Genomic DNA, 25517 nt, shown 5'->3' with positions numbered 1-25517 from the left:
GGCGGTCCCCGCCCGGCGTGTCGCCTTCAGCGTGCCGTGTTCAGCGTGCCGTGTTCAGCGTGCCGTGTTCAGCTTCCTCAGCCGAAGAAGACCTCGGCCTCGGCGTAGCGCTCCAGCGGCACGGTCTTCAGCTCCGCCGTCGCCTCGGACAGCTTGACGCGCACGATGTCGGTGCCGCGCAGCGCCACCATCACGCCGAAGTCGCCCTCGGCGACCGCGTCGACCGCGTGCAGGCCGAAGCGCGTGGCCAGCACCCGGTCGTAGGCCGTCGGGATGCCGCCGCGCTGCGTGTGGCCGAGCACGACCGCGCGGGACTCCTTGCCGGTGCGCTGGGCGATCTCCTCGGCCAGCCAGGTGCCGACGCCGCCCAGGCGGACGTGGCCGAAGGCGTCCTTCTCGCCGGAGTGCAGCACTTCGGCCCCGCCTTCGGGCACCGCGCCCTCGGCGACGACGATGATCGGCGCGAACTGCTTCTCGAACCGCCGCTCCACCCACTCGACGACCTTCGCGACGCTGAACTCGCGCTCCGGCACGAGGATCACGTTCGCACCGCCGGCCAGGCCCGAGTGCAGCGCGATCCAACCCGCGTGCCGGCCCATGACCTCGACCACCAGGGCGCGGTGGTGGGACTCGGCGGTCGTGCGCAGCCGGTCGATCGCCTCCGTCGCGATGTGCACGGCCGTGTCGAAGCCGAAGGTGTAGTCCGTCGCGCCCAGGTCGTTGTCGATCGTCTTCGGCACGCCGACCACACCGATGCCGTCGTCGGTGAGGCGCTTCGCGACGCCCAGCGTGTCCTCGCCGCCGATCGCCACCAACGCGTCGACGCCCTCGTCGGCCAGCACCTTGCGGATCTTGTCGACGCCGCCGTCCAGCTTGTACGGGTTGGTGCGCGACGAGCCGAGGATCGTGCCGCCCCTGGTCAGGATGTCCTCGACGTCGGGGAGCCCGATCGGCCTGGTCAACCCCTCGACGGGGCCCTGCCAGCCGTTGCGGAAGCCCACGACCTCCCACCCGTGGACCTCGATGCCCTTGCGGACCACGGCGCGGATCACCGCGTTCAGCCCTGGGCAGTCACCACCGCCGGTGAGCACACCAATACGCATCTGCTTAGCCAATCTCCTCGTGGCGTGGGTCACCCAAGACTGTCACGACCTGGATCGGTGCAGCAAGCGTGCGTCCACTCAGCGGACGGCGAACCCGCGGCGCAGGCGCTCGGTCTCGATCACCTTCCACCGGGCCAGGTTGTGGCGGGCGTCGGCGAGCGCGTCGTGCGCGTCGGCGGGCGGCGTCGGGAGGCGGGGCTTGCCCACGTCCTCCCAGCGCTGGCGCAGGTCGCGGGTGAAGCGCGGCAGGCAGCGCGGCAGCGCGGGCATCGGGCCCCACAGCTGCGCGAGCGCGACGTGGTCGTAGGCGGCGAACCAGGCCCACAGCTCGATGTCGTCGCGGTTGGCCTTGGGCCCGCCGAGGAAGTCCAGCAGGTCGTGGCGGATGCGCTCCCGGCTGCGCCACGCCTGGTCGGCGGGCGGCGGCAGCTGGTTGAGCACGTTGGCCCGGACCCACGGCCCCGCCTTCTCCGGGTCGAACTCGGTCGACACGGCGTAGAACTCGCGGCCTTCCTCGTCCACCACCCCGATGGAGACGAGGTCGATCGTCACCCCGTCCTCGATGAACTCACAGTCGTAGAAGAACCGCACCGCGCCCACCTTAGGGGTGCGGTTCAGCCGGCCTTCGTTCCGGGCAACCGATCGACGTCCTTCGCGGGCGGCGCGCCCTGCACCTCCTTGGCCTTCGCGGCGTACACGTCGACGTACTCCTGGCCGGACAGCTCCATCAGGGCGTACATGATCTCGTCGGTGATGGACCGCAGCACGAACCGGTCGCCGGACAGCCCCGCGTACCGGGAGAAGTCCAGCGGCTTGCCGATCTTGATGCGGATCGGGTGCGGTCGCCACATCCGGGAGCCGATGGGGTTGGCCTTGTCGGTGCCGAACATGGCCACGGGGATGACCGGCGCGCCGGACTCCAGCGCGATCCACGCGACGCCGACCTTGCCCTTGTACAGCCGGCCGTCGGGCGAGCGGGTGCCCTCGGGGTAGATGCCGAGCAGCTTGCCCTCCCGGACGATCCGCACGCCCGTGTCCAGCGCGCCCTGGGCGGCCGACGCCGAGGACCGGTCGATCGGCACCTGGCCGACGCCGGCGAAGAACCAGCGCTGGAAGGCGCCCTTGAGCCCCTTGCCGGTGAAGTACTCGATCTTCGCCGGGAAGGTGACGCGCCTCGACAGCTTCAGCGGCAGGAAGAACGAGTCGGAGACCGCGAGGTGGTTGGAGGCCAGGATGGCGCCGCCCTCCTTGGGGATGTTCTCCGCGCCCTCGATGATCCGGGGTCGGAAGAACAGCTTCAGGAGCGGCCCGAGAAAGATGTGTTTCATCAACCAGTAGAGCACTGCTGGGAGCGCCTCCTCGACGTGCTTGATCCCCGGCGTCAGGGTACGGAGCCGACGGCACGGGGCACAACGAAGACCCGCGTTCGGGCGGTGCGGCCCCAAGTGCCACCGGCTGCCGTAATCCGCAACACAACCGGCTCGTGGGACGATGGGTGCCGGCAGAGGGACCTCGCCTGCACGACCGGAGGGCTGGAGCACGCCGATGAACTCCCGACGCGACTCGACGGACGGCCCGGAGGACGTGGACGCCACCTTCGCCGAGATCGTGGCCGGTCTGGCACGCGAAGGCGTCGGCAAGACCTGGCCGGACGACGAAGCCGAGCCGGAGGACGAGGCGGAGCCCGTCAAGCCGTCCCGCCCGGAGGGCAGGCGCACCGTGGCGACGGCCGACGAGGACCAGGACGACGACCCGGACGACCACTTCGTGCCGCCGGAACCGCCGCCGCTGCCCGCGTTGCGGGCGGGCACCATCGCCGCGCTCGCGCTGGTCCTGCTCGGCCTGGTCCTGCTGCTGTTCCCGGGGCTGTTCGGCCTGTCCTCGCGGATCGGCACGCCGCTGGCGCTGGCCGTGCTGTGCTCGGGTGTCGGCTGGCTCGTGCTGCGCATCCGCAACAACCCGCCGCCGGACTCGGGCTGGGACGACGGGGCGGTCCTCTAGGGCGGCGGGGCGGTCCCCCGCAACGGCAGGCCGTCCAAGGGCGGGCGGAAGCAGTCCGGGCGGCCCACCACGGCCACCGACGCCGACGCCCGCAACGACGACCCGCCCACCGCACGCCCGGAGGCGTCAGCCGACGCCCGGAACGACGGCCCCGCCATCGGCCGGCCCCGGAACGTCAGCGACAGCCGTTGCGGACCGAGCGCGACGCGACCAGCTCACGCGCCAGGACCGCCACGCCCACGATGCCGGCGTCGTCACCCAGCTGGGCCGTCCGGATGCGGGCCAGCGGCCGGTGCCCCGCCCCGGTCACCACGGACGCGTACCGCTCCCGCGCCTCGTCCAGGAACAGGGGCGCGGACTCCGACACGCCGCCGCCGATGACCACCACCTCGGGGTCGTAGACGTCGGCGACCAGCGCCAGCCCCTCGCCCAGCCAGCGCGCCAGGTCGGACATGGCGCGCTCCGCCAGCGGGTCGCCGTCGCGCGCCGCCGCCGCCACCCGCCGCCCGGTCACCGCGCGGGAGTCGCCCAGGGCTTCCCGCGCCAGCAGGGTCGACCCACCGGGGTGGCGGGCCAGCAGTTCCACGGCGGTCGCGGCCAGGGCCGTGCCGCTGCAGTAGCGCTCCCAGCAGCCGTGCCTGCCGCACGGGCAGGGCCGACCGTCGGGCACCAGCCGCAGGTGCCCCAGTTCGGGCGCCACGCCGTGCGCGCCCCGGAAGACCTCGCCGTCGACGAGCAGCGCACCGCCGATGCCGGTGCCGAGGGCCACCAGGGACGCGATGCGCGCGCCCCGCGCCGCCCCGAACCGGTGCTCGGCCAGCGCCGCCGCGTTGGCGTCGTGCTCCAGCACCACGGGCAGCCCGACGCGGCGCGCGATGCGCTCGGCGACCGGCGCCTGCCGCCACGCCAGGTGCGGCGCGAACAGCACCCGCCGCCGGTCGGCCGCGACGAACCCGGCCACGGCGAGCCCGACCGCGCCGACCCGGTGGCGGGAGGCGACCTCGGCCACGGCCGCGCCGATGGCCTCCTCCAGCGACTCCTCCCCGGACGGGGTCGGTGCGCGCGCCGTGTCGAGGACCGCCCCGTCGGCGTCCACCACGCCGGCCCGGACGCTCGTGCCGCCGACGTCGACGCCGACGGTCAGCACGGTGTCCGCCGGGTCCCCGCCGACCGCACCACGGGGATGCGCTGCACGCGCGGCTCGGCGGGCGGCTGCTCGTCCGCGCCGCCGGGCCGGTCGACCGGTTCGGCCAGGGCTTCCCGCAGCAGGGCGATCAGGCCGGAGACGTGCTCGGCGGCGCGGGCCGCGAGTTCCGAGCGGTCGCCGCGGACCAGGGCCACCGCGTTGCACAGCGGGCACCAGCCGCAGGTCCGGGCGTCGTGCCCGCCGTCGGCGGCGAGCCTGTGCAGCCACGGCTGGGCGCGGTCGGCGGCGGCGTCGAGCAGCAGGCGCAGTTCTTCGGCGAGCTTGGCGTCCATCACCGCATCCAGAGGTCGGGGTCGGGGCGGAAGCGCACCGCCAACCCGGTGTCGTCCAGTTCCGCGCCGACGACCTCGCAGCGCCGCAGCAGCGACGGCAGGGCGATCAGCCTGCGCCGGCCGTCGACGGTCACCGCCAGGTCGTCGCCGACCCGCGCGAGGTCGAGGTCGGAGTCGCCGACGGCGAGCGACAGCCGCAGCTCGTACTCGTCGCCGACCCGGTCGACGGCGATCAGCGGCTCGTCCGCGCCGTCGCCCGCCAGCGGGTCCGCCCCCCGGTAGAGGGCGTCGGCGACGGCCAGCAGGGCGGGCACGCCGACCGGTTCGGCGGCCCGGTGCTCGACGGTGCGCACCGGTCCCAGGTCGGCCAGCGCCGCGAGCACGGCCTCCTGCTCGGTCCGCCGGGTCCGCAGCCACGCCGCCGCCTGCCCGGTGTCGCCGCCGGGGTCGGGCACGAGCCGGTTGGCCACCACGCCGTCGACGCGGATGCCCTGGAGCGCCAGCGCGGTCACCGTGCGCCTGGTCTCGGCCGCGACCACCCGCTCGGGCGTCAGCACCAGCCGGACGCTGGTGTCCGCCGAGGTCAGCAGGCCGCGCAGCTGGTCGAGGCGCTCCGCGAGCCGGCCGAGCGCGTCGGCGGTGGCGTCCCACCTCTCGACCGACGCGGCGCCGCCCGCGAGCCCGGCCAGCAGGCCGCGCACCACCCGGCGGTGGGTCGGGAACAGCCGCTCCAGGTAGGACCCGACCGCCTCGGGCAGCGCCAGCAGCCGCAGCGTCTCCGCGGTCGGGCCGCAGTCGACCACCACGACGTCCCACGGGCCGGTCACCGCGAGGCGGCGCACCTCGGTGAGCGCCAGCAGCTCCTCCACGCCGGGCAGCACGGTCAGCTCCTCGGCGGCCAGCTCGTCGACGCCCGCGCCGGCGAGCACGGTCCGCAGGTGACCGCGCAGCTCCCGCCACGAGCCGTCGACCAGGGCGCGGGGGTCGACCTGCGCGGCGTGCAGGCCCGCGTCGACCTCGGTGGCCTCGACGCCGAGGGTGACGCCGAACGCGTCGCCCAGGGAGTGCGCCGGGTCGGTCGACACGACCAGCGCCTTGCGCCCGCCGGCCGCCAACGCGGCCGAGGTGGCGGCGGCGAGGGTGGTCTTGCCGACCCCGCCCTTGCCGGTGAACAGCAGCAGGCGTGCGCTCATCCAGCGTTTTCCACGCGGCGCTTGAGCTCCTTCAGCGCCGTGTCCATGATCATCTTCTCGGCCTTGCGCCGGAACAGGCCGATCATCGGCACCACGAGCTGCACGGACAGCGTGTAGGTCACCTCGGTCGAGCCGCCCCGCTCGGTGAAGACGTAGCTGCCTTCCTGGAACTTCTGCATCTGCCCCTTGACCAGGTGCCACGAGATCCGCCGCGGCGACCACTCGTCGTAGGCGAGGACGTACTCGTCCTTGATCGGGCCCTGGTCGATGTTGAACTTCACCTGCGCCGCGTAGCCGTCCGCCCTGGTCTCCAACACCTCGGTGCGCTTCATCCCGTTGGCCCACGCCGGGTACGCGTCGAAGTCGGCGATCACCGCAACGATCTCCGAGGGCGCCGCGTCGATGACGATGGACTGGGTGGACTCGTCGGCCATGCCGGGGAGGCTACCCGGTGGCCGCGGTCACCAGCGCAACACGTGGGGCGTGCCGCTGCGCTGGAAGTGGCCGACGTTGACGCACTCCGTCCACCCGACGCGCACCCGGCGCGCCATCGGCTGGTGCACGTGCCCGAACACCGACCAGCGCGGCCCTGTCCGCCCGATGACCTCCAGCAGCGACGTGGAGCCCAGCTCGGGCCGGCGCGCGACCACGTCGTAGGTCAGCTCCGCCACGGCGGGCGGGATGTGCGTGCACAGCACGTCCACCTCGCCCACGCGGGCGAGCGCCGCGCCGAACTCCTCCTCGGTGCGCAGGTAGGGGTACCAGGGCGCGCCGGGCCGCCGCACGAAACCCGGCGAGCGCAGCGCGCCGCCGACGAACCCGAACCGCAGGCCGCCGATCTCCACCGCGTCGCCGTCGAGCACGTGCACGCCGTCGTGGGCGAACCGCGGCCACAGCTCGGGGCTGTCCACGTTGCCCGGCGTCGCGTAGGTCGGGGCGCTCATCGCGGCGAACAGCTCGGCGTACTGCTCCAGCACGGCCTCCCGCACCACGGACGCCGCGTCGTCCAGGCTGTCCCACAGCGACCGGATGTAGCGCACGGTCTCCGTGCCCGCCCGGCCGCGCCGCAGCCGGGCGAAGACCTCGACCTTCTCCGCGCCGAAGACCCGGCCGAGGATGCCCTTGCCGTGGTCGTGGTAGTCGACGAAGTCGACCAGGTCACCCAGGACCACGAGGGCGTCGGCGCCGTCGCCCGCCCTGGCGAGGGCTTCCGCGTTGCCGTGGACATCCGAGACGACGTGAACCCGCACACCTCGAAATCTACGGCAGCGCGGGCGGCTCGCCGGGTGCGCGCCCGCCTTCCAAGGTCGTCTTCAGGCCCAGCGACACCTCTTTGGCGGCCAACTGGCGGCGGCGCACCTCCTTTCGGACGCGTCCGGGTGACGCCTCGCCGCGCAGGTCCGCACGCAGGAAGTAATGGAGCAGGGTGCCGTCCAGCACCGGCTCCAGCCACACCTCCATCGTCCCGACCAACGCGCCGTCGACCGTCCAGCGCAGTCCCCGTGCGCCCCGGTCGAGGTAGACGTCCAGAATGAGGTCGGGCCAGTACCGCGCCCACGACGACGGCTCCGCGAAGGCCGCCGCCACCACCTCGGGAGGCACTGCGAGGAATGTCTCGTCCACCACGTCCACGCTCGGCACGGCTGGGAAGAGTGCCACGACACGGTCACGGAACACCCCACCGGCCTGGTGTATCGCCGGAATCACAGGCTAGGTTTCCCCACCGGTAACAAACAACGTCCGGAGGTCGACGTGCGCGAGTTCAGCGTCCCCGCCACCGCCACTGTGGCTGCCGAGGAGAACCTCACCGACATGGTGTGGGCGAACGCGGAGCGCTTCGGCAACGCCGTCAGCTTCCGCCGCCGCGTCGACGGGACCTGGGTGGACGTCACGGCCCGCGACTTCGCCGCCCAGGTGCTGGCGGTCGCCAAGGGCCTGATCGCGGCGGGCCTGCGACCGGGCGACCGGGTCGGCCTGATGTCCAAGACCCGCTACGAGTGGACGCTGCTGGACTTCGCGGTCTGGCACGCGGGCTGCGTGGTGGTGCCGATCTACGAGACGTCCTCGGCCGAACAGGTCGAGTGGATCCTGTCCGACTCGTCGGCCAAGGCCGTGTTCGTGGAGACCGCCGCGCACCACGCGACCGTCGACTCGGTGGTGGCCGGGCTGCCCGAGGTGCGCAACGTGTGGCGCGTCGAGGGCCCGAGCGGGGACGCGGCGGGCGCGATCGACGAGCTGACCGCGCTGGGCGCGGGCGTGTCCGACGACGACGCGCGGGCGCGGCGCAAGGAGGTCGGCGCGGACGACACCGCGACCATCGTCTACACCTCCGGCACCACCGGCCGGCCCAAGGGCTGCGAGCTGACCCACCACAACCTGCTGTCCGAGGTGCGGTCGGACGTGGCGGCGTTCCCGCAGCTCATGCAGGCGGGTAACGCGCTGCTGGTGTTCCTGCCGCTGGCGCACATCCTGGCCCGCGCGATCGCCCTGTGCGGCGTGTACACGCGCGTCACCCTGGGGCACACCCCGGACGTGCGGAACCTGGTGGACGACCTCCAGTCGTTCCGGCCGACGTTCGTGGTGGCCGTGCCGCGCGTGTTCGAGAAGGTCTACAACGGCGCCAAGCAGAAGGCGCACGCGGCGGGCAAGGGCAAGGTCTTCGACGCCGCCGAGGCGACCGCCGTCGAGTACAGCCAGGCGCTGGACGCGGGCGGACCCGGCCTCGGCCTGAAGCTCAAGCACGCGCTGTTCGGCAAGCTCGTCTACGCCAAGCTCCAGGCGGCGCTGGGCGGCCGGTGCATCGCGGCGGTGTCCGGCGGCGCGCCGCTGGGCGACCGGCTCGCGCACTTCTTCCGCGGCGTCGGCGTGCCGGTGCTGGAGGGCTACGGCCTGACCGAGACCAGCGCGGCGGCGTGCGTGAACACCGAGGCGGCGTTCCGGGTGGGCACGGTCGGCCGCCCGGTCGCGGGCACCGCGGTGCGCATCGCCGAGGACGGCGAGGTCCTGGTCAAGGGCGACGTGGTGTTCCGCGGCTACTGGAACAACCCCGCCGCCACCGAGGAGGCGCTGGAGGACGGCTGGTTCCACAGCGGCGACCTCGGCGAGCTCGACGAGGACGGCTTCCTGCGGATCACCGGCCGCAAGAAGGAGATCATCGTCACGGCGGGCGGCAAGAACGTGTCGCCCGCGCTGCTGGAGGACCGCCTGCGGGCGCACCCGCTGATCAGCCAGTGCATGGTGGTGGGCGACGCGCAGCCGTTCATCGGCGCGCTGATCACCATCGACCCGGAGTTCTTCCCGGCGTGGAAGGAGCAGCACGGCAAGCCGACGTCGGCGACCGTGGCGGACCTGCTCGACGACGAGACGTTGCGCGGTGTGATCCAGGCGGCCGTGGACGAGGCCAACGAGGCGGTGTCCAAGGCCGAGGCGATCAAGAAGTTCCGCATCCTGCCGGTGGACTTCACCGAGGCGGGCGGTGAGATGACGCCGAGCCTGAAGCTGCGCCGCTCGGTCGTGGCGTCCACCTACAAGCAGGACATCGAGGCGATTTACGCGAATTGAGACACGGCCCGGCCCGGTGGCCTAGAGTGCTGGCGGACAGACGAGTGGCCCGCACCGGAACCCGGTGCGGGCCACTCGACCCCCAGTGATCGTCATCCGCTGGCGCGGATTCGAGAAGTTCTGTTGTCCCGGTCCCCCAACCGGGACGTCCCAAGACTGCCCGAGCGCGCTGTCGTATCGCTGACGCGGCGGTGACTCGCGCCGTCAGCGGTGGCCGGCTGGGGGCACGCGGTACGCGCCGGCCGAGGAGAAGAGGATGGGATCGGGTCCGTCGGTCGGGCTGCTCGGTCCCCTCGCGGTGCGCATCGACGGCCGTGACGTCGCCGTGCGCGCGGGCAAGCACCGGGCGCTGCTGGCGGCGCTGTCGCTGCGCGCGGGCCGGGTGGTGCCGGTGAACGAGCTGGTGGCGTTCCTGTGGGGCGCCGATCCGCCCGCGCGGACGCGCGGCACCCTCCAGACCTACGTCATGCGGCTGCGGCAACTGCTGGGCGACCCTTCGCTGATCCGCACCACGCCCGACGGCTACCGGCTGGTGGTGACGCCCGAGCAGGTGGACGTGCACCGCTTCGCCACCGCCGCCGACCTGGCCCGCCAGGCCGCGCGGCGGGGTGAGCCGGCACGCGCCGCCGACCTGTACGCGGGCGCGCTGGACCTGTGGCGCGGTCCGGCGCTCGCCGACGTGCCGTCGGAGTCGCTGCGCCACGACGAGGTGCCGCGCCTGACCGAGCGGCTGATGGTCGCGCACGAGGAGCGCAACGACGTCGAGCTCGCCCTGGGCAACCACGAGCGCCTGGTGCCGGTGCTGCGCGGCCTGACCTCGGACCACCCGCTGCGGGAGCGGTTCTGGGCGCAGCTGATGGTCGCCCTGTACCGGTGCAGCAGGCAGGCCGAGGCGCTGGAGGCGTTCCGGCGGGTCGACCGGCTGCTGGGCGACCAGCTGGGCATCGAGCCCGGCCCGGAGCTGCGCGGGCTGCACCAGGCGATCCTGGTGGGCGACCCGGCGCTGGCCGCGCCCGCCGAGCGGGTCGACCCGGACGTGCCCGACGACCTGCCGCCGGACGTGCCGGGGTTCGTCGGGCGGGTCGAGGTGGCCGACCGGATCACCCGGCTGATCGCGCCGGACGAGACCGGCACGGCGGTCCCCATCGTGGTGCTGACCGGCGTGGCCGGGGTGGGCAAGACGGCGCTCGCGGTGCGGCTCGCGCACCGGCTGCGCCACCGGTTCCCGGACGGCCGGCTGTACGTGGACCTGCGCGGGCACGCGCCCGGTCCGGCGCCCGCCGCGGCGGACGTGCTGACCGGGTTCCTCCGGGCGCTGGGCGTGCCGCCGGAGCAGATCCCGGTGGACCACGACGAGCAGGGCTCGCTGTTCCGCTCGCTGCTGGCCGGCCGCCGGATGCTGCTGGTGCTGGACGACGCCACCGCGCCCGACCAGGTCCGCCCGCTGCTGCCGGGCGCGGCGGGCTGCCCGGTGCTGATCACCAGCCGGGACGACCTGCGCGGCCTGATCGCCGTGGACGGCGCGCGGCGGATCGCCCTGGAGCCGCTGACCACGGCCGAGGCGCTGGAGCTGCTGGGCCGCACCGGCGCGCCCGCCGAGGAGCTGGCCGAGCGCTGCGGCCGCCTGCCGCCGGCCCTGCGCATCGCCGCCGCGTCGATCGGCGGCGGCTCGGTGGCCCGCTACCTGGACCGCCTCGGCGACCGCCACCCGCGCGAACTCGCGCACGCCGACCTCCCGCCCGCGGCCCGCCGCCTGTTCCGGCTGCTCAGCGCGGTGCCGGGGCCGGACTTCACGGCCGAGGCGGCGGCGAACGCGGCCGACCTGCCGGTGGACACCGCCGCCGCGCTGCTGGCCCAGCTCGCCGCCGCGCGGCTGCTGCGGGCGCACGGCGGGCGGTACGCGTTCCACGAGGAGCCGGCGCGGTTCGCCGCCGAACCGGCCGAGGACACCACGCAGGCGCGGATCAGGCTGCTCCGGTTCTACGTGCGCGCCGTCGACCACTGCGCCGACCTGCTCTACCCGGACCTCATGCGGCTGCCCGCGACCGACGGCGGGGCCGTGCGGCTGCCCCGCGTCGAGACCGCCGCGCAGGCCAGGGCGTGGCTGGACGCCGAGCGCGCGAACCTCACCGCCGCGATCCGGTCGGCCGCCGAGCGCGGTCCGGCGGAGGTCTCGTGGCGGCTGGCCGACGGCCTGCGCGGCTACCTGTGGCTCGGCAAGCACGTCACCGAGTGGCTGACCACCGCCCACTACGGGCTGGACGCGGCGCACGAGCAGCGCGACCGGGCGGGCGAGGCCGCGATGCGGCAGAACCTGGGCGCCCTGCACTGGCGGCTGGGCGACTTCGAGACGTCCATCGCCCAGTACGAGCGGTCGGTCGAGCTGCACCGGGCGTCCGGCGACCGGACCTCCGAGGCGGGCGTGCGCGGTGCGCTGGGGCTGGTGCGGCTGGACGCGGGCGACCTCGCGGGCGCGCGGGCCGACCTGGAGGCGTGCCTGGCGCTCAACCGCCGGTCCGGCGGGCCGCGGTCGGGTGAGACGGCGGTGCTGACCGGCCTGGGCGTTCTGGCGATCGACGCCGACCGCCTCGCCGAGGCGGAGGACCTGTTCGGCGAGGCGCTCGCGGCGAGCACGGCGGACGGCCTGCGCGCCGGCGAGATCGCCGCCCGCACCCTGCTCGGCGTGACGGCCCGGCTCCGGGGCGAGCCGGGCCGCGCGCTGGAGCAGCTCGCCGAGGCGCTGCGGCTCAGCCGCGAGTCGGGGTTCCGGACGGCGACCGCCCGCGCGCTGGAAGCCGTCGCCGCCGTGCGGCTGGACCTGGGCGAGCCCGCGGCGGCGCTGGCGTCGGCGGAGCGGGCGCTGGCCGAGCTGAGGGACGACGGCGACCAGCGCGTGACCACGAACGTGCTGGTGGTCATGGCGTCGGCGCACCGGGACCTGGGCGACCTGCGCACCGCCGACGAGCAGTTCCAGCAGGCGCTCACCAAGGCCCGGCGCATCGGGTTCCGGTTCGGCGAGGCCAACGCGCTGGTCGGGCTCGCGGGCGTGCGGCGGCTGCGGGGCGAACCGGAGGAGGCCGCGGCGCTGTGCGGGGAGGCCCTCGCCCTCGCCACGCGGCAGGGGCTGCGGATCGTCGAGCGCGCGGCGCGGGCCGAACTCGCCGCCGGGTCGGGCGCTCCGGGCGAGGTGTGCGGACGCGCGCCGGGCGGGCCCGGTCGCCGCCAGGACCGAGCACCGCGGGACTGAGCACCGCGCCCGCACGACCGCCGAGGCCCGGGTGCGCGCCGGGCACCGCCGGGACCGACCGCCACCGCGCCCGAGCGGGACCGCACCGCCCGAAGCACCGCCGCGCCCGAGCCGCCCGACGAGCACCGCCGCGCCCGAGCCGCCCGAAGCACCGCCGCACCCGAGCGGCCGGGCGGGCTGGCGCGTCCGAGCGGCCCACCACGCGGGCGGGCGTCGTCAGCCGTCGATCAGCCCGGCCAGGCGCGCGGCCAGGTCCTCCCAGCGCCACTCGCGGGACACCCACTCCCGACCCGCCCGGCCCATCTTCGCCGCCAGGTCCGGGTCCGCGAGCAGCCGGCCGACCTCGGCGGCCACGGCGGGCACCGAGCGGCCGTCCACCACGGTGCCGGTGTCGCCGTCCCGCACGGTCTCCGGCGCGCCGCCGGACCGGCCGGCCACGACGGGCAGCCCCGTGGCCGACGCCTCCAGGTAGACGATGCCGAGCCCTTCGACGTCGAGCCCGCGACCGCGCGTGCGGCACGGCATGGCGAACACGTCGCCCGCGTTGTAGTGCGCGGGCAGCTCCGACCACGGCACGGAACCGGTCAGCACCACGTGGTCCGCCACCCCGACCGAGGAGGCCAAGCGCGCCAACGCCTTCCGGTGCGGGCCGCCGCCGACCAGCAGCAGCGCCGCGCCGGGCACCTGCCGCCGGATCTCCGGCAGCGCCCGCACCAGCACGTCCTGGCCCTTGCGCGGCACCAGCCGCGACACGCACACCACGACCGGCCGGTCGCCCAGGCCGTACCGGGCGCGGATCTCCCGCCGCGCGGCGGGGTCGGGCGCGAACACCGAGGTGTCCACACCGGACGGCAGGTGCTCCAGCGCGGCCATCGGCCCGAACGCGGCGGCGAACCGCGACCTCGTGTACCGGCTCACGAACGTCACCACGTCCACGGCGGACCCGATGGCGCGCAACGACTGCCGGGCCCCCGGCAGCATCGACCAGCCGACCTCGTGCCCGTGCGTGGACGCCACCACGTGCTGCGCGCCCGCGTCCCGCAGCCACGGCGTCAGCAGCGCCAGCGGCGCGGCCGCGCCGAACCACACCGCCTCGCACCGGCGGGACCGCACGATGTCCGACGCCCGCGCCAGCACGTCCGGCGTCGGCAGCATCAGCGTCCCGTGGTGCCGCACCACCTCGAACGGCTGCACGGCGTCGAACTCCGGGTGCGAGCCCGACGGCGACTCCCACGACGGCGCGTAGACCACCAGGTCCGGCAGCCGCATGGCCAGCGCGTGCAGGTAGGACTGGATGCCACCGGGCCGGGGCGGGAAGTCATTGGTCACCAGGAGGGTCCGACGCACCCGCCTGAGGTTACGGGAACGTCGCCGGCAGGAATTCCCGCCAGCCCCGCACCAGCTCCTCGACGCCGACGCCCGTCGCCTCCCGCACCAGCGCGTCCAGCCGCTCGTCGGTGACCCGCCCCGCGCCCGCCACGCGCCGGTAGGTCTCGACCAGGCGCGGCTCGCCCAGCCGGCGCGCCAGGTACAGGTGGAACGACCACGACTCCTGGTAGGCCAGTTCCCGGTCGCCGCCCTGGAACCGCGCGTCCGGCGGCAGCCCGGTCGGCGGCGCGGTCCGCACCCGTTCGGCCAGCGCGGGCGCGGCCCTGCGCGGCGGCACGTCGCCGTCGCGGTGACCCACGTAGTCCGCGAAACCCTCCAGCAGCCACAGGGGCGCGCCGTCCGCGGTCTCGCCGCGCGCCGCGACGTGCGTGATCTCGTGCCGCAACAGCACCCGCAGCGACAACGGGGACAGGGCGCTCGCGCTGTCCCGGTTGAGCACCACCCGCTGGCCCTGCGCGGTGCGCGTGCCGGCGTCCACCCGGTCGGCGACCGCGACGCCCGCGATCGTCCCGTCCGCGAACGCCGGACCCACCAGGGCCTGCAACTCCCGCGCGTCCGCCGGTATCAGCACCGCCACCCGCCGCGTCCAGGACGGGCCCCACACCTCGGTCACCGCGGCGACGGCGGTGTCCAGCTCGGCCAGCACCCGCGCGGCCAGCGGCTCGCTGCCGGGGTGGCCGAGCACGAACCCGCCCGCACCGGTCAGCACGTGGCACGGCCCGAAGTCCCACGGCCCGCGCCAGGTGCGCCTGCCCGCCGGTTCCAGGGCGGTGTCGGAGTTGAGGTACCACCGGTCGCCGCGGCGGGTGAACAGGTAGGCCATGACCTGCGTGCTGGGCGTGGCGTCGACGCCGCGCAGCCGGTAGGCGAGCCGCAGCTCGGGGGCCCACGACTCGTCGGCGGCGGGCGGTCGTACGCCGCCGAGGTCGCCGTCGCCGGCCAGCCGGTACTCCCACCCGTCCAGCGGCACGGCCGCGAGGTTGCGGAACAGGTCGTGCTGCCGCTGCCGGAAGCCCGCGTCGGCGGCGGGGTCGAGGTCGGCGGTGAACGCGGCCTCGTCGCGCGCCAGCACCGCGCGGGCCCGGCGGTCCAGCAGGTCGCGCACCGCCCGCGCGCGGGGTTCCCCGGCCGCCGTCGAGGCGGCCGGTGGGTCGGCCGGCGACACGGCCACCGCCAGCCCGCACAGGAACGCCGCGGCCGTCAGCGCGGCCAGCAGGACCCGGAAGCGGCTCACGCGGTGCCAAGGTAGTCGGCGGGGCCACCGCCACGCGGCGCGGCCCCGCCGGTCACCGGTCAGCCCTCGACGCGGCGGATCGCGTAGATGGAGCCGGGCGCCTCCAGCGGCACGATCTTCACCGGCACGCCCTCGGTGGCCGCGTGCACGACGCGCGCGTTGTCCACCGCCATGCCGACGTGGTTGCCGCCGTTGTAGACCACCAGGTCGCCCGCGGTGACCTCGGCGCGCGACACCGCGCGCCCGACGCCCGCTTGGCCGCCGCTGGTGCGCGGGATCCGCACACCGGCCTCCGCGTAGGCGGCGGTGGTCAGGCCCGAGCAGTCCCACCGGTCCGGGCCGTTGCCGCCGTACAGGTACATGTCGCCGCGCTGTTGGAGCGCGAACTCCAGCGCCCGGCCCGCCGTGCCCGAGGGCACCGCGATCTGCGACCGGTCACCGGGGTCGGTCAGCGTCCTGCGCTCGGTCGCGTTCAGCCGGTTGAGCTGGGCGCGCACCTCTTCGATCTGGCCGTTCAGCTCGTTCTGGCGCTTCTTGATGTCGTCGGCGATCTTGGTCGACTCGTCGGACGCCCGCTGCGCGCGGCTCTGCGCGTCCGCGGCGGCGGTCTTCGCCGCGTCGGCCGCGCTCACCGCGCCGGAGAGCCGGTTCAGCGCCTCGCCGTTGTCCGCCGCCAGCACGCCGAGCGCCGACATGCGGTTGAGGAAGTCCTGCTGCGAGTCGCTCACCAGCAGGGCCGAGAGCTGGTTGAACCGAGCGCCCTCGAACGACGCCTCGGTCAGCTTGTCGACCTGGCCGCGGAAGGTCTCCTCGTCCTGCCGGGCGAGGTCGCCCGCCTGGGCGGCCTGCGCCAGGTCGGCGTTGGCCTGGTCGAGCAGGCCCTGGTTGGCGTTGCGCTGCTCCTCCGCGCGCAGGAGTTCCTCGTTGAGCTTGGTGGCCTGCTCGGCCAGCTCGTTGTACCTCTTCAGCGCATCGGAAGCCGTGTTCGGCTGAGCTCCGGCGGGAACGGGCATGACGCCCACCGCCGCGGCGGCCACCGCCGTCGCGGCGATCGCCCCGCGCACACCGTGCTTGAGTCGTTGCGACGCCACAGTCGCGTGTCACTCCTCACGTCTGGACCGCCTACCGGTCGGGCGCGCGTGTCCGCGGCTGCCCGGCAGATTCGGTAGTTCCGGCTCGGCACCCCGACAGGCCGATTCGGCGGGAACTCGCGTCGCCACCCAGGATGGGTGACTGCACCGCCGCGAGGTCTCGGCCAGGTTACGAAAGGTGAGCCTCCGCGTCCACCCACAGCGGCCCCAAATCCTTTCAGGTTGACAACGATCCACGATCGGTCGAGCCGTGACCTCGCGCTGTGACCACAAGTGGTGTGAAAAACAGGACGCGCGTCACACCCGGCCCAGTCGCGCCAGCAGCACCGCCGACGGCACGGGGTGCGCGCCCCGCCGTCGGACGGAGTCCGCGACCGCCCGGTCGGACGTCACCACGACCACCGGTCGGCCCTCCGGCTCGGCCGTCACCAGGGCCCGGATCACGTCGTCGGCCAGCACGCCCGGATCGCTGAACAGGACGCGCACGCCCCTGGGCGCGCTGGTCGGCACCGCCACCACGCCCGCGCCGTCGAACACCAGCGTCACCTCCGCGCCGGTGCGCGCCGCCAGCACCGCCAACTGGTGCACCAGCCGGTCGCGCTGGTCGGACAGGGACAGCTCCGGGTAGCCGGTCTTGGTGACGTTGTAGCCGTCGACGATCAGGTGCACGGCGGGCAGCGCCAGCAACCGGTCCAGCGCCGCCGGGTCCTCCACCCGGCCCACCGCGCCCTGCGCCGCGCTCGCGCCGCGCACCAGGTCCGCCGGCCGCGGGCCCGCGCCGCCCAGCGCCAGTTCCCGCCGCAGGCCGTTCACCGCGCCGTCGAGGGTGTCGACCAGCAGCGCGAGCCGCACCTCGTCGGCCTGGCGGGCCTCCTTGGCCGACTGGCGGGCGACCTCGGCGTCGGCCACGGCCCGCTGCGCCTTGGCGCGCTCGTGCTCGGCCCGCTCGCGCTCGCGGTCGCGCTCGGCGGTGATCCGGCGCACCTCGGCCTCGGCCTCCGCCCGCGCCCGCTCGGCCTCCGCCTGCGCCGTCTCGGCCCGGTCCTTCGCCTCCCGCAGCCGCACGCCCTGCTCCCGCAGGCGCTTCCGCAGCCGCTCCAGCTCGACCTCGGCCTCCTCGCGGACCTTGTCCGTGAGGCCGGTCGACTCCGCGCGCTCGGCCCGGAGCCGCGCCAGCTCCAGCTCCAGGCGCTCCGCGCGCTGCACGGCGGTGTCGCGCTCGCCCCGCAGCGCCGCCTCCGTCGCCCGCCGCGCCACGAGTTCGACGAAGTGCGCCGCGACCTCCTCGCCCAGGAGTATCGCGGCGGCGCCCGCCGCCACCGGGTCCGGCGCCGTCACCTCCAGCGCGGACGGCCGGTTCCGCCGCAGCCACTCCACCACGGCCATCCGGAAGTTCGAGGAGGTGCGCAGGCCGCCGAGCAGCGACGGGCCGCCCAGCCGGGCGCGCTTGGTCGGCGCGAACCGCGCGACCGCCCGGAGGGGCTGCGGCACGTCGACCTTCGCCAGGTCGCCCAGGGCGTCCGCGCTCAGCTCCGCCAGGCGGGCGCGCAGCGGTTCCGGCAGCGCGCCCCAGTCCACAGTGGACTCGACGGGCGCGTCCGGCTCTCCGGTCACGAGCTCGTCCTCGGGCGCTATCGGGTCTTGCACCCGTACAGGCTACGGCCCCGTGACCGTTGACACCGACCACCGTCGCCGCACCGGCGGGCCGGTGGGAATCGAAGATTGTCGTACCCCGGCGCTACCGTGCCCGGCGATGACTACCTCGGCCGCCTCCCAGCTGTCGTTCGACGAGCTGGGCACCCCGTTGCGCGACACCACCTTCGTCGTGTTCGACCTGGAGACGACCGGTGGCAGCGCGGCCGAGGACGCGATCACCGAGATCGGCGCGGTGAAGGTGCGCGGCGGCCGGGTGCTCGGCACCTTCGCCACCCTGGTCGACCCGGAGCGCGGAATTCCACCCCAGGTGGTGGCACTGACGGGGATCACCCAGCTCATGGTCACGGGCGCGCCCCGGCTGACGGCGGTGCTGCCCGCGTTCCTGGAGTTCGCCGCCGGCTCGGTGCTCGTGGCGCACAACTCCGGGTTCGACGTGGGTTTCCTGAAGGCCGCGTGCGAGCGGCACGGCTACCGCTGGCCCCGCCCGACCGTGCTGTGCACGGTGAAGCTCGCGCGCCGCGTGCTGTCCCGCGACGAGGCGCCCAGCTGCCGCCTCTCCGCGCTGGCCGAGCTGTTCCGCGTCGACACCGCGCCCAACCACCGGGCGCTGACCGACGCGCGGGCGACCGTGGAGGTGCTGCACCACCTGCTGGAGCGGGTGGGCCCGGTCGGCGTCCACTCCCTGGAGGAGCTGCTCGCCTACCTGCCCGAGGTGACGCCCGAGCAGCGGCGCAAGCGCGAACTGGCCGCGCACCTGCCGTCCGCGCCGGGCGTGTACCTGTTCCGGGGCCCGAACGAGGAGGTGCTCTACGTCGGCACCGCTTCGGACCTCCGCAAGCGGGTCCGCCAGTACTTCACCGCCTCCGAGGGCAGGCGGCGGCTGCGCGAGATGGTCGCCCTCGCCGTCCGGGTCGACGGCGTGGTGTGCGCGCACGCCCTCGAAGCGGAGGTGCGGGAGCTGCGGCTGCTCACGGCGCACAAGCCCGCCTACAACCGGCGCTCCAGGAACCAGGGCGGCTGGTGGTGGCTCGCGCTGACCGACGAGCCGTTCCCCCGCCTCTCCCTGGTCCGCGTGCCCCGCGCCGGCGCGATCGGCCCGTTCCGGTCCCGCCGCCTCGCGGAAGCCGCCCAGCAGGCCCTGCTGGACGCCGTGCCGCTGCGGGCGTGCTCCCAGCGCATCCCGGCGCGGAACCCGCGCGGCACGCCCTGCGCGCTGCACGAGCTCGACCGCTGCCGGGCGCCCTGCGCGGGGCGGCAGTCCGCGGCCGACTACGCGCCGGCCGTCGACGCGCTCCGGTCGCTGGTGGACGGCGCCGACACCGCCCCGCTGCGGGTCGCGGCCGACCGCCTGGCCGAGCTGTCCGGCACGCAGCGGTTCGAGGACGCCGCCGCCCACCGGGACCGGCTGGCGGGCCTCGTCCGGTCGCTCGACCGGGGCCAGCGCCTCGCCGGCCTGGCGGCGCTGCCGGAACTGGTGGCGGCCCGGCCGGACGGGTCGGGCGGCTGGGAGTTCGCCGTGGTCCGGCACGGTCGGCTGGCGTCGGCGGGCGTGGCGCGCCGGGGCGTGCCGCCGATGCCCGTGGTGGACGCCCTCGTCGCGTCCGCCGAGACGGTGCTGCCCGGCCCCGGCCCCCTGCACGGCGCGCCGCCCGAGGAGGCGTCGGTGATCCTCCGCTGGCTCGACCGGCCGGGCACCCGGCTCGTGCGCTGCGACCGGCCGTGGACGTCGCCGGCGCACGCGGCCGGGTCGTGGCGCGCCTGGGTGGAGCGCGCGGAAGCCGGCCGCGACCAGTACCGGATCACCGGCCATTAGCATGTGGACCACCCGACCATGACCAAGGAGGACGCTGTGATCACCGCGATCGTGTTGATCCAGGCCGCCGCCGAGACCATTCCGGACGCGGCACAGGCGATCGCCGACATCGAAGGCGTCACGGAGGTGTACTCGTGCGCGGGTGACGTCGACCTCATCGCCCTGGTGAAGGTCGCGCGGCACGAGGACCTGGCCGACCTCGTGCCCGGTCGCATCTCGAAGGTGCCCGGCGTGCTGAACACCGACACCCACATCTCGTTCCGGTCCTACTCGAAGCGGGACACGGAGGCGGCGTTCGCCGTCGGCCTGGACGACGCCTGATCGCCGGCCGCCCGAGCCCGGACCACCCGAGCCCGAGCCGCCCCGGCCTGAACCGCTCCAGCCCGAGCCGCTCCGCACCGGGGCCCCCGAGCCGCCGGGGCGCGCACGCCCGAGCCACCCGTTCGGCGCGGTGCCCGGCCGACGCACGCGGCCCCGCCGACCGGCCGTCCCGGACAGCGAAAGGCCCCGCACCACCAGGGTGCGGGGCCTTTCGCGATCGGTCAGGACTCCGGCTGGGCCGGCTTGCCCGCGAGTTCGCCCGACGGCTTGTTCTCGCCCGTCAGCGCGTCCTTCGGGGCGCCCGAGCCCTGGCGGGCCCGAGCGAGCGCCGCGGTCTCCTCCGGCGCGTCCGGCGTCAGGAAGCTGCCGGGCACCGGGTGGCCGGCCGAGCCGAGCTTGTTCATCTTCTTCGGCACCGGCGCGCCCTGGTACGCCAGGGGCAGCGGGTGGCCGTGGTCGTCCACCGGGCCGAGCGGCTGGTGGACCTCGATGAACTCGCCGTGCGGCAGGCGCTTGATGATGCCCGTCTCCACGCCGTGCTCCAGGACCTCGCGGTCGCTGCGCTGGAGGCCGATGCAGATCCGGTACGTCAGGAAGTAGGCGACCGGAGGGATCACCAACAGGCCGATCCGGCCCATCCACGTCGTCGCGTTCAACGAGATGTCGAACTGGTAGGCGAAGATGTCGTTCGCGCCCATGACCAGCAGCACCATGAAGTACGAGATGGCCATGACGCCGAGCGACGTCCGGACCGGCACGTCGCGCGGGCGCTGGAGCAGGTTGTGGTGCGCGTAGTCCTTGGTCATCTTGCGCTCGATCCACGGGTACACCGCGGCGATGCCCGTCAGCAGCGGAAGACCCAGCATGAACGGCCAGAACGGCGCCGGGATCGTGTAGTCCCCGAGGTACGCCTCCCACGCCGGCCAGATGCGCACCAGGCCGTCGGTCCAGCCCATGTACCAGTCGGGCTGCGAGCCCGCCGACACCTGCGACGGGTTGTACGGGCCGATGTTCCAGATCGGGTTGATCTGGAAGATGCCGCCCATGATCGCGGTGACCGCGACGACGACCGCGAAGAAGCCGCCGCCCTTGGCCGCGAACACCGGCATGATGCGGACGCCGACGACGTTGGTCTCCTTGCGCCCGACGCCGGGGAACTGGGTGTGCTTCTGGTACCAGACCAGGCCGAGGTGGACGGCGATCAGCGCCAGGATGACCGCCGGGATGACCAGGATGTGCAGCGTGTACAGGCGCGGGATGATCTCCGTGCCGGGGAACTCGCCGCCGAACGCCAGCCAGTTCAGCCACGTGCCGATGACCGGGAACGAGATCAGCAGGGCCGCCATCACGCGGAGGCCGGTGCCGGACAGCAGGTCGTCGGGCAGCGAGTAGCCGAGGAAGCCCTCGATCGCGCCGAGCATGAACAGCACGATGCCGATGACCCAGTTGATCTCCCGCGGCCGGCGGAACGCGCCGGTGAAGAAGATCCGGAACATGTGGACCACGATCGCGCCCATGAACAGCAGCGCCGCCCAGTGGTGCACCTGGCGGACGAACAGGCCGCCGCGGACGTCGAACGAGATCTGGAGCGTCGACTCGAACGCGCGCGACATCTCCATGTTCTGCATGTTCACCACGCTGCCGTGGTAGATGACCTCCTCCATCGAGGGGTCGAAGAACAGCGCCAGGTAGGTGCCCGACAGCAGCAGGATGATGAAGCTGTACAGCGCGATCTCGCCGAGCAGGAACGACCAGTGGGTCGGGAACACCTTGTTCAGCTGCTTCCGCATGCCACCGGCCATGTGGAACCGGTCGTCAGCCCACTTCGCGGCACCGCCCGCCACCCTGGCGGCGGCGTTCTGCCGCTTTGTCGGCGTGGTGATGCCGCTCATGACTTACGCTCCCAGAACGCCGGACCCACGGCCTCGATGAAGTCACCGCGGGCAATCAAGTATCCGTCTTCGTCAACCGTGATCGGAAGCTGCGGGAGCGCTCGGGTCGCGGGGCCGAACCGCGGCTTGCCGTAGTGGAAGACGTCGAACTGCGACTGGTGGCACGGGCAGAGCAGCAGACCGGTCTGCTGCTCGTACAGCGAGGTCGGGCAGCCCAGGTGGGTGCAGATCTTCGAGTAGGCGTACAGGTCGCCGTAGTTGAAGTCCTCCTGGCCCGCACGCTTGGTGACCTGCTGGCCGGGGCGCAGGCGGATGAGCATGACCGGCGTGTCGGCCCGCTTCATCGCCGCGACCAGGGCTTCCTCGTTGCCGCGCTCGGACTCCCGGAACGGGAAGACGGTCTCGAAACCGCCCGCGTCCAGGTCCTCGGGGCGGACCAGGGCGACGTCGTGCATCCGGCCGGTGCTGCGGCGCAGGTAGACCTTCTCGCCGTTCTCGGACTTCCAGCCGGTGTGCCACAGCGAGTTCTTGGTCTCGCTGTCCGACCACGGGTTCTTGACCAGCGCGCCGAGCGGCACGGCGAGCACGCCCAGGCCGAACACGCCCGCGCCCAGGCCGGCGGTGCGCTTGATCAGCGAGCGGCGGGCGATGCCGGAGCGGTTGCCCGCGTCGGCCAGCTCGGCGACGACGGTGGCCTTGTCGACCTCCGACGAGCCGCCGTCGTGGCGCTGCTGGACGGCCAGCTCCTCCGGGATGAACTTCTTCGTGTACAGCAGCGCGCCCACGCCCAGGGCGAGGATGGACAGGCCCAGCGTGAAACCGATGACCGGCGTGTACAGCGAGTACACGAAGTGGTCGGGGGTGTTCGGCGCCTGGTACTTCCACGGCCAGAACAGGAACGCGGCGAGGAACGCCAGGCCGGACAGGGCGGCGATGGCGAACCACAGGGCCACGGTGCGCTCGGCCCGGCGCTCGGCGCGGGTGCCCTTGACGGGCCACCGCTCTTCGTAGTGGACCAGCTCGACGCCGTCGAGGTTCGTCCCGAGCTTGACCAGCTCGTCCCTGCTCATCCCGGCGAGGGCCGCCTCGTCGGGCAGGTCGTTCGGCTTCTCGCCGCTCATGCCTTGGCTCCGATCCAGAGGGTCACGCCGATCAGGGCGGCGATACCCACGATGAACGCGATCAGACCCTCCGAAACCGGCCCGAAGCCGCCGAGGGGGGCGCCGCCGGGGTTGTTCTTCCCGTCGGTCACCGACTTGATGTACGCGATGATGTCCTGCTTCTCCTCCGGCGTGAGCTGCCGGTCGGAGAACTTCGGCATGTTCTGCGGACCGGTGAGCATCGCCGTGTACAGCTGCTCCTCGGTCACGCCGTCCAACTGGGGTGCGAACTTGCCGGACGACAGCGCCCCGCCGCGACCGGTGAAGTTGTGGCACGCCGCGCAGTTGAGCCGGAACAGCTCGCCGCCGCGGGCGGGGTCCTCGCCGCGCAGCGCCTCGCCGCGCAGCTCGGGGGTCTGGGGGCCGCCGCCGCGGGACTGGATGAACGCGCCGAGCGCGTCGATCTCCTCCGGCGTGAACACGGCCGGCTTGCGCTGCGCCTGCGCCTCCTGGCGGGCCATCGGCATCCGGCCCGACGAGACCTGGAAGTAGACGGCGGCCTCGCCGACGCCGATCAGGCTCGGGCCGCGGTCCTCGACGCCGTCGAGGTTCTTGCCGTGGCAGGAGATGCAGGTGTTGTTGTAGAGCTGCTCACCCAGTCGCACCTGGGCCGGGTCGTCCTGCGCCTGCGCGGTCTGCGGCTGCGGCGCGAGGGCGCTGAACAGGAAGCCCGCGGCCAGCAGTGCGAAGCCCAGCGCGAGCAGGCCCGAGATCCGCCTGCGCAGCTTCGTGCTGCGCTTCCGGGCCCGTGTGGTGTTGGTGGTCATGTGTGCGGCAACCCTTGCTGGTGTGAGTTCGGGGTTCGTGCTGGTCGTCAGGGCACGATGTAGATGACGGCGAACAAGCCGATCCAGACGACGTCGACGAAGTGCCAGTAGTACGACACGACGATCGCCGAGGTCGCCTGCGCGGGGGTGAACTTGCTCAGCTTCGTGCGGACCAGCAGGTAGCCGAACGCGATCAGGCCGCCGATCACGTGCAGGCCGTGGAAGCCCGTCGTGAGGTAGAAGACGGTGCCGTAGGCGGAACCGGGGATGGTCGTGCCCTCGTGGACGAGGTTGAAGTACTCACCCGCCTGACCGGCCACGAAGATCGCGCCCATGATCAGCGTCACGAGGTACCAGCGACGCAGGCCGAACACGTCGCCGCGCTCGGCGGCGAACACGCCCCACTGGCAGGTGAACGACGAGGCCACCAGGATGATCGTGAAGAACAGTGCGTACGGCACGTTCAGGTGGGTCGGAGCCGGGGGCCACGGTCCGTCGTTCTGGGCCTTCACCGTGAAGAACATGGCGAAGAGCCCCGCGAAGAACATGAGCTCACTGGACAGCCAGACGATCGTGCCGACGCTGACCATGTTCGGGCGGTTCAGCGAGTGCACGCGCTGGCCGATGGAGGGCGCTGCCGTTGTCACACGACGCATTATTGCTTGCAGGTTTTCGCTCCGCCCATCGGGTCCGGGGCTGATCGACCGGTCATCCTGGTCACACGGGCGGTGAGGTCCTCATGGGGTTGTTGAGCCGGTGGCGCGATCGTCGGGCGCGGCGCGCCGAACCGACGCCGGAGGTCGATTCGCCGGGGCTGGTGGTCGTGGTGGAGGCGTTCGACGTCGCGGAGGCGGACTCGGCGGCGCTGGCCCGGTCGCCGCGGTGGCGCCCGACCGCGCCCGCGGTGCTGCGCCATCACCTCGTCCTGCCCCCTGACCAGGTGGAACGCGCTCGGGAACTGCTCGCGCCGGACGGCTGGGAACTCCGCGCGGGCGAGCACTGCCACGCGCTGCGCGTGCAGGTGCTGACGGCGCTGTCGTGCGCGCAGGAGCGGTCCCGGATGGCGAGCCTGGCGCAGCGGCTGGGCGGCGACTGGATCGGCTGGGACGCTCTCCAGGTCCCGCAAGGGGCCGGGTAGGTGGGCCGGATAACATCAAGGTCACCTGGCACCCGACCCGCCGGAGGACCACGCAGATGAGCACGCAGACGACCAGGCTCCTGGTGTTCAGCCACCGCCCCGAGGTGCGTGAGACGATCATCACTGCCGTGGGGCGGCGCCCGGCGCCGGATCTGGGCCGGGTGGAGTACGTGGAGGCGGGCACGATCGCCGACGTGCTCTACGAGGTGGACAAGGGCGGCGTCGACCTGGCCATCCTGGACGGCGAGGCGCAGCCGACCGGCGGCATGGGGCTGTCCCGGCAGCTCAAGAACGAGATCGCCGACTGTCCCCCGATCGTGGTGGCGGTGCGCCGCAAGGACGACCGCTGGCTGGCGACGTGGTCGCAGGCGGACGCGGTGCTGGTGCACCCGCTCGACCCGCTGGCCGCCGCCGAGACCGTGGCCGAGGTGCTGCGGTCCTCCGCCGTGCCCGCGGTGCGGGGCTGAGGGCG

The 25517-nt window shown here is 73.9% G+C and carries 24 protein-coding genes; 7 read left to right on the top strand and 17 right to left on the bottom strand.

All coding sequences use genetic code 11. The annotated features are described in order from the left end of the window. Nucleotides 1–77: 77 nt before the first annotated feature. The 3 genes from C8E97_RS09230 to C8E97_RS09220 form a co-directional block, all read right to left on the bottom strand. A complete protein-coding gene (locus C8E97_RS09230; protein ID WP_121003466.1) occupies nucleotides 78–1103 on the bottom strand; it encodes a 6-phosphofructokinase in 1026 nt (341 codons plus the stop codon). A 78-nt stretch (nucleotides 1104–1181) separates the two neighbouring features. Then, a complete protein-coding gene (locus C8E97_RS09225) occupies nucleotides 1182–1694 on the bottom strand; it encodes a polyadenylate-specific 3'-exoribonuclease AS (RefSeq protein WP_121011176.1) in 513 nt (170 codons plus the stop codon). 23 nt (nucleotides 1695–1717) lie between these two features. After that, a complete protein-coding gene (locus C8E97_RS09220) occupies nucleotides 1718–2446 on the bottom strand; it encodes a lysophospholipid acyltransferase family protein (protein WP_121003464.1) in 729 nt (242 codons plus the stop codon). A gap of 202 nt (nucleotides 2447–2648) precedes the next feature. Here C8E97_RS09220 and C8E97_RS09215 point away from each other — a divergent pair, with 202 nt between their 5' ends. Next, nucleotides 2649–3104: a hypothetical protein gene (locus C8E97_RS09215; RefSeq protein WP_121003462.1), complete on the top strand. Its 456-nt coding sequence runs from the start codon at nucleotides 2649–2651 to the stop codon at nucleotides 3102–3104. Between the two features lie 175 nt (nucleotides 3105–3279). Here C8E97_RS09215 and C8E97_RS09210 read toward each other — a convergent pair whose 3' ends face one another. The 6 genes from C8E97_RS09210 to C8E97_RS09185 are packed head-to-tail and all read right to left on the bottom strand — an operon-like array spanning nucleotide 3280 to nucleotide 7435. Continuing rightward, entirely contained in the window at nucleotides 3280–4251 is a 972-nt protein-coding gene (locus C8E97_RS09210) for an ROK family glucokinase (RefSeq protein ID WP_121003460.1), read from the bottom strand. Continuing rightward, nucleotides 4245–4583 (bottom strand): hypothetical protein, encoded by a 339-nt coding sequence (locus tag C8E97_RS09205; protein WP_121003458.1) that lies wholly within the window; start codon nucleotides 4581–4583, stop codon nucleotides 4245–4247. Before C8E97_RS09205 ends, C8E97_RS09210 begins: the two co-directional genes overlap by 7 nt. Further along, nucleotides 4583–5776: an ArsA family ATPase gene (locus C8E97_RS09200; protein ID WP_121003457.1), complete on the bottom strand. Its 1194-nt coding sequence runs from the start codon at nucleotides 5774–5776 to the stop codon at nucleotides 4583–4585. The genes C8E97_RS09205 and C8E97_RS09200 overlap by 1 nt, the downstream gene beginning before the upstream one ends. Continuing rightward, nucleotides 5773–6210 (bottom strand): SRPBCC family protein, encoded by a 438-nt coding sequence (locus C8E97_RS09195; protein WP_121003454.1) that lies wholly within the window; start codon nucleotides 6208–6210, stop codon nucleotides 5773–5775. Before C8E97_RS09195 ends, C8E97_RS09200 begins: the two co-directional genes overlap by 4 nt. 27 nt (nucleotides 6211–6237) lie before the next feature. Beyond that, nucleotides 6238–7026, bottom strand: coding sequence for a metallophosphoesterase family protein (locus C8E97_RS09190; RefSeq protein WP_121003452.1), 789 nt, complete (start codon nucleotides 7024–7026; stop codon nucleotides 6238–6240). Nucleotides 7027–7036: 10 nt separating this feature from the next. After that, a complete protein-coding gene (locus tag C8E97_RS09185; RefSeq protein WP_121011173.1) occupies nucleotides 7037–7435 on the bottom strand; it encodes a polyketide cyclase / dehydrase and lipid transport in 399 nt (132 codons plus the stop codon). Between the two features lie 93 nt (nucleotides 7436–7528). Between C8E97_RS09185 and C8E97_RS09180 the strand changes: the two genes are divergently transcribed. Continuing rightward, on the top strand, nucleotides 7529–9337 hold the full coding sequence (locus C8E97_RS09180) for an AMP-dependent synthetase/ligase (RefSeq protein WP_121003450.1): 1809 nt from the start codon (nucleotides 7529–7531) through the stop codon (nucleotides 9335–9337). A gap of 256 nt (nucleotides 9338–9593) precedes the next feature. Continuing rightward, entirely contained in the window at nucleotides 9594–12584 is a 2991-nt protein-coding gene (locus C8E97_RS09175; RefSeq protein WP_121003448.1) for an AfsR/SARP family transcriptional regulator, read from the top strand. Nucleotides 12585–12800: 216 nt separating this feature from the next. On the opposite strand, the gene C8E97_RS09170 is transcribed toward C8E97_RS09175, so the two are convergent. The 4 genes from C8E97_RS09170 to C8E97_RS09155 form a co-directional block, all read right to left on the bottom strand. Beyond that, the gene (locus C8E97_RS09170) at nucleotides 12801–13931 is read right to left on the bottom strand and encodes a glycosyltransferase family 4 protein (protein ID WP_121003446.1); all 1131 of its coding nucleotides are present in this window, start codon (nucleotides 13929–13931) and stop codon (nucleotides 12801–12803) included. Nucleotides 13932–13941: 10 nt separating this feature from the next. Beyond that, nucleotides 13942–15207, bottom strand: coding sequence for a basic secretory family protein (locus tag C8E97_RS09165; RefSeq protein WP_246018772.1), 1266 nt, complete (start codon nucleotides 15205–15207; stop codon nucleotides 13942–13944). Between the two features lie 59 nt (nucleotides 15208–15266). After that, nucleotides 15267–16298 carry a C40 family peptidase gene (locus tag C8E97_RS09160; protein WP_121003444.1) on the bottom strand — a complete coding sequence of 344 codons (1032 nt, stop codon included), beginning with the start codon at nucleotides 16296–16298 and terminating at the stop codon, nucleotides 15267–15269. 297 nt (nucleotides 16299–16595) lie between these two features. After that, nucleotides 16596–17945 carry an NYN domain-containing protein gene (locus C8E97_RS09155; RefSeq protein ID WP_425470499.1) on the bottom strand — a complete coding sequence of 450 codons (1350 nt, stop codon included), beginning with the start codon at nucleotides 17943–17945 and terminating at the stop codon, nucleotides 16596–16598. A 106-nt stretch (nucleotides 17946–18051) separates the two neighbouring features. On the opposite strand from C8E97_RS09155, the gene C8E97_RS09150 reads away from it, so the two are divergent. Both C8E97_RS09150 and C8E97_RS09145 read left to right on the top strand, forming a co-directional pair. Beyond that, nucleotides 18052–19767, top strand: coding sequence for a DEDD exonuclease domain-containing protein (locus C8E97_RS09150; protein WP_121003442.1), 1716 nt, complete (start codon nucleotides 18052–18054; stop codon nucleotides 19765–19767). A gap of 36 nt (nucleotides 19768–19803) precedes the next feature. Further along, nucleotides 19804–20088 (top strand): Lrp/AsnC family transcriptional regulator, encoded by a 285-nt coding sequence (locus tag C8E97_RS09145; RefSeq protein WP_121011164.1) that lies wholly within the window; start codon nucleotides 19804–19806, stop codon nucleotides 20086–20088. Nucleotides 20089–20309: 221 nt separating this feature from the next. On the opposite strand, the gene qcrB is transcribed toward C8E97_RS09145, so the two are convergent. The 4 genes from qcrB to ctaE are packed head-to-tail and all read right to left on the bottom strand — an operon-like array spanning nucleotide 20310 to nucleotide 24563. Then, on the bottom strand, nucleotides 20310–21980 hold the full coding sequence (gene qcrB, locus C8E97_RS09140; protein ID WP_121003440.1) for a cytochrome bc1 complex cytochrome b subunit: 1671 nt from the start codon (nucleotides 21978–21980) through the stop codon (nucleotides 20310–20312). Further along, nucleotides 21977–23101 carry a cytochrome bc1 complex Rieske iron-sulfur subunit gene (gene qcrA / locus C8E97_RS09135; protein WP_121003438.1) on the bottom strand — a complete coding sequence of 375 codons (1125 nt, stop codon included), beginning with the start codon at nucleotides 23099–23101 and terminating at the stop codon, nucleotides 21977–21979. The genes qcrB and qcrA overlap by 4 nt, the downstream gene beginning before the upstream one ends. Continuing rightward, nucleotides 23098–23907: a cytochrome bc1 complex diheme cytochrome c subunit gene (gene qcrC / locus C8E97_RS09130; protein WP_121003436.1), complete on the bottom strand. Its 810-nt coding sequence runs from the start codon at nucleotides 23905–23907 to the stop codon at nucleotides 23098–23100. Before qcrC ends, qcrA begins: the two co-directional genes overlap by 4 nt. Nucleotides 23908–23954: 47 nt before the next feature. Then, a complete protein-coding gene (ctaE, locus tag C8E97_RS09125; protein ID WP_121003434.1) occupies nucleotides 23955–24563 on the bottom strand; it encodes an aa3-type cytochrome oxidase subunit III in 609 nt (202 codons plus the stop codon). 83 nt (nucleotides 24564–24646) lie between these two features. On the opposite strand from ctaE, the gene C8E97_RS09120 reads away from it, so the two are divergent. Both C8E97_RS09120 and C8E97_RS09115 read left to right on the top strand, forming a co-directional pair. Beyond that, a complete protein-coding gene (locus C8E97_RS09120; RefSeq protein WP_121003432.1) occupies nucleotides 24647–25045 on the top strand; it encodes a hypothetical protein in 399 nt (132 codons plus the stop codon). A gap of 56 nt (nucleotides 25046–25101) precedes the next feature. Further along, a complete protein-coding gene (locus C8E97_RS09115) occupies nucleotides 25102–25512 on the top strand; it encodes a hypothetical protein (RefSeq protein ID WP_121003430.1) in 411 nt (136 codons plus the stop codon). Nucleotides 25513–25517: the final 5 nt, after the last annotated feature.

Origin of the sequence: Saccharothrix australiensis, assembly GCF_003634935.1 — a bacterium.
Lineage (GTDB): Bacteria > Actinomycetota > Actinomycetes > Mycobacteriales > Pseudonocardiaceae > Actinosynnema > Actinosynnema australiense.
Note: the sequence above shows the minus strand (reverse complement) of the source record. Positions and strands in the feature narration are given on the sequence as shown.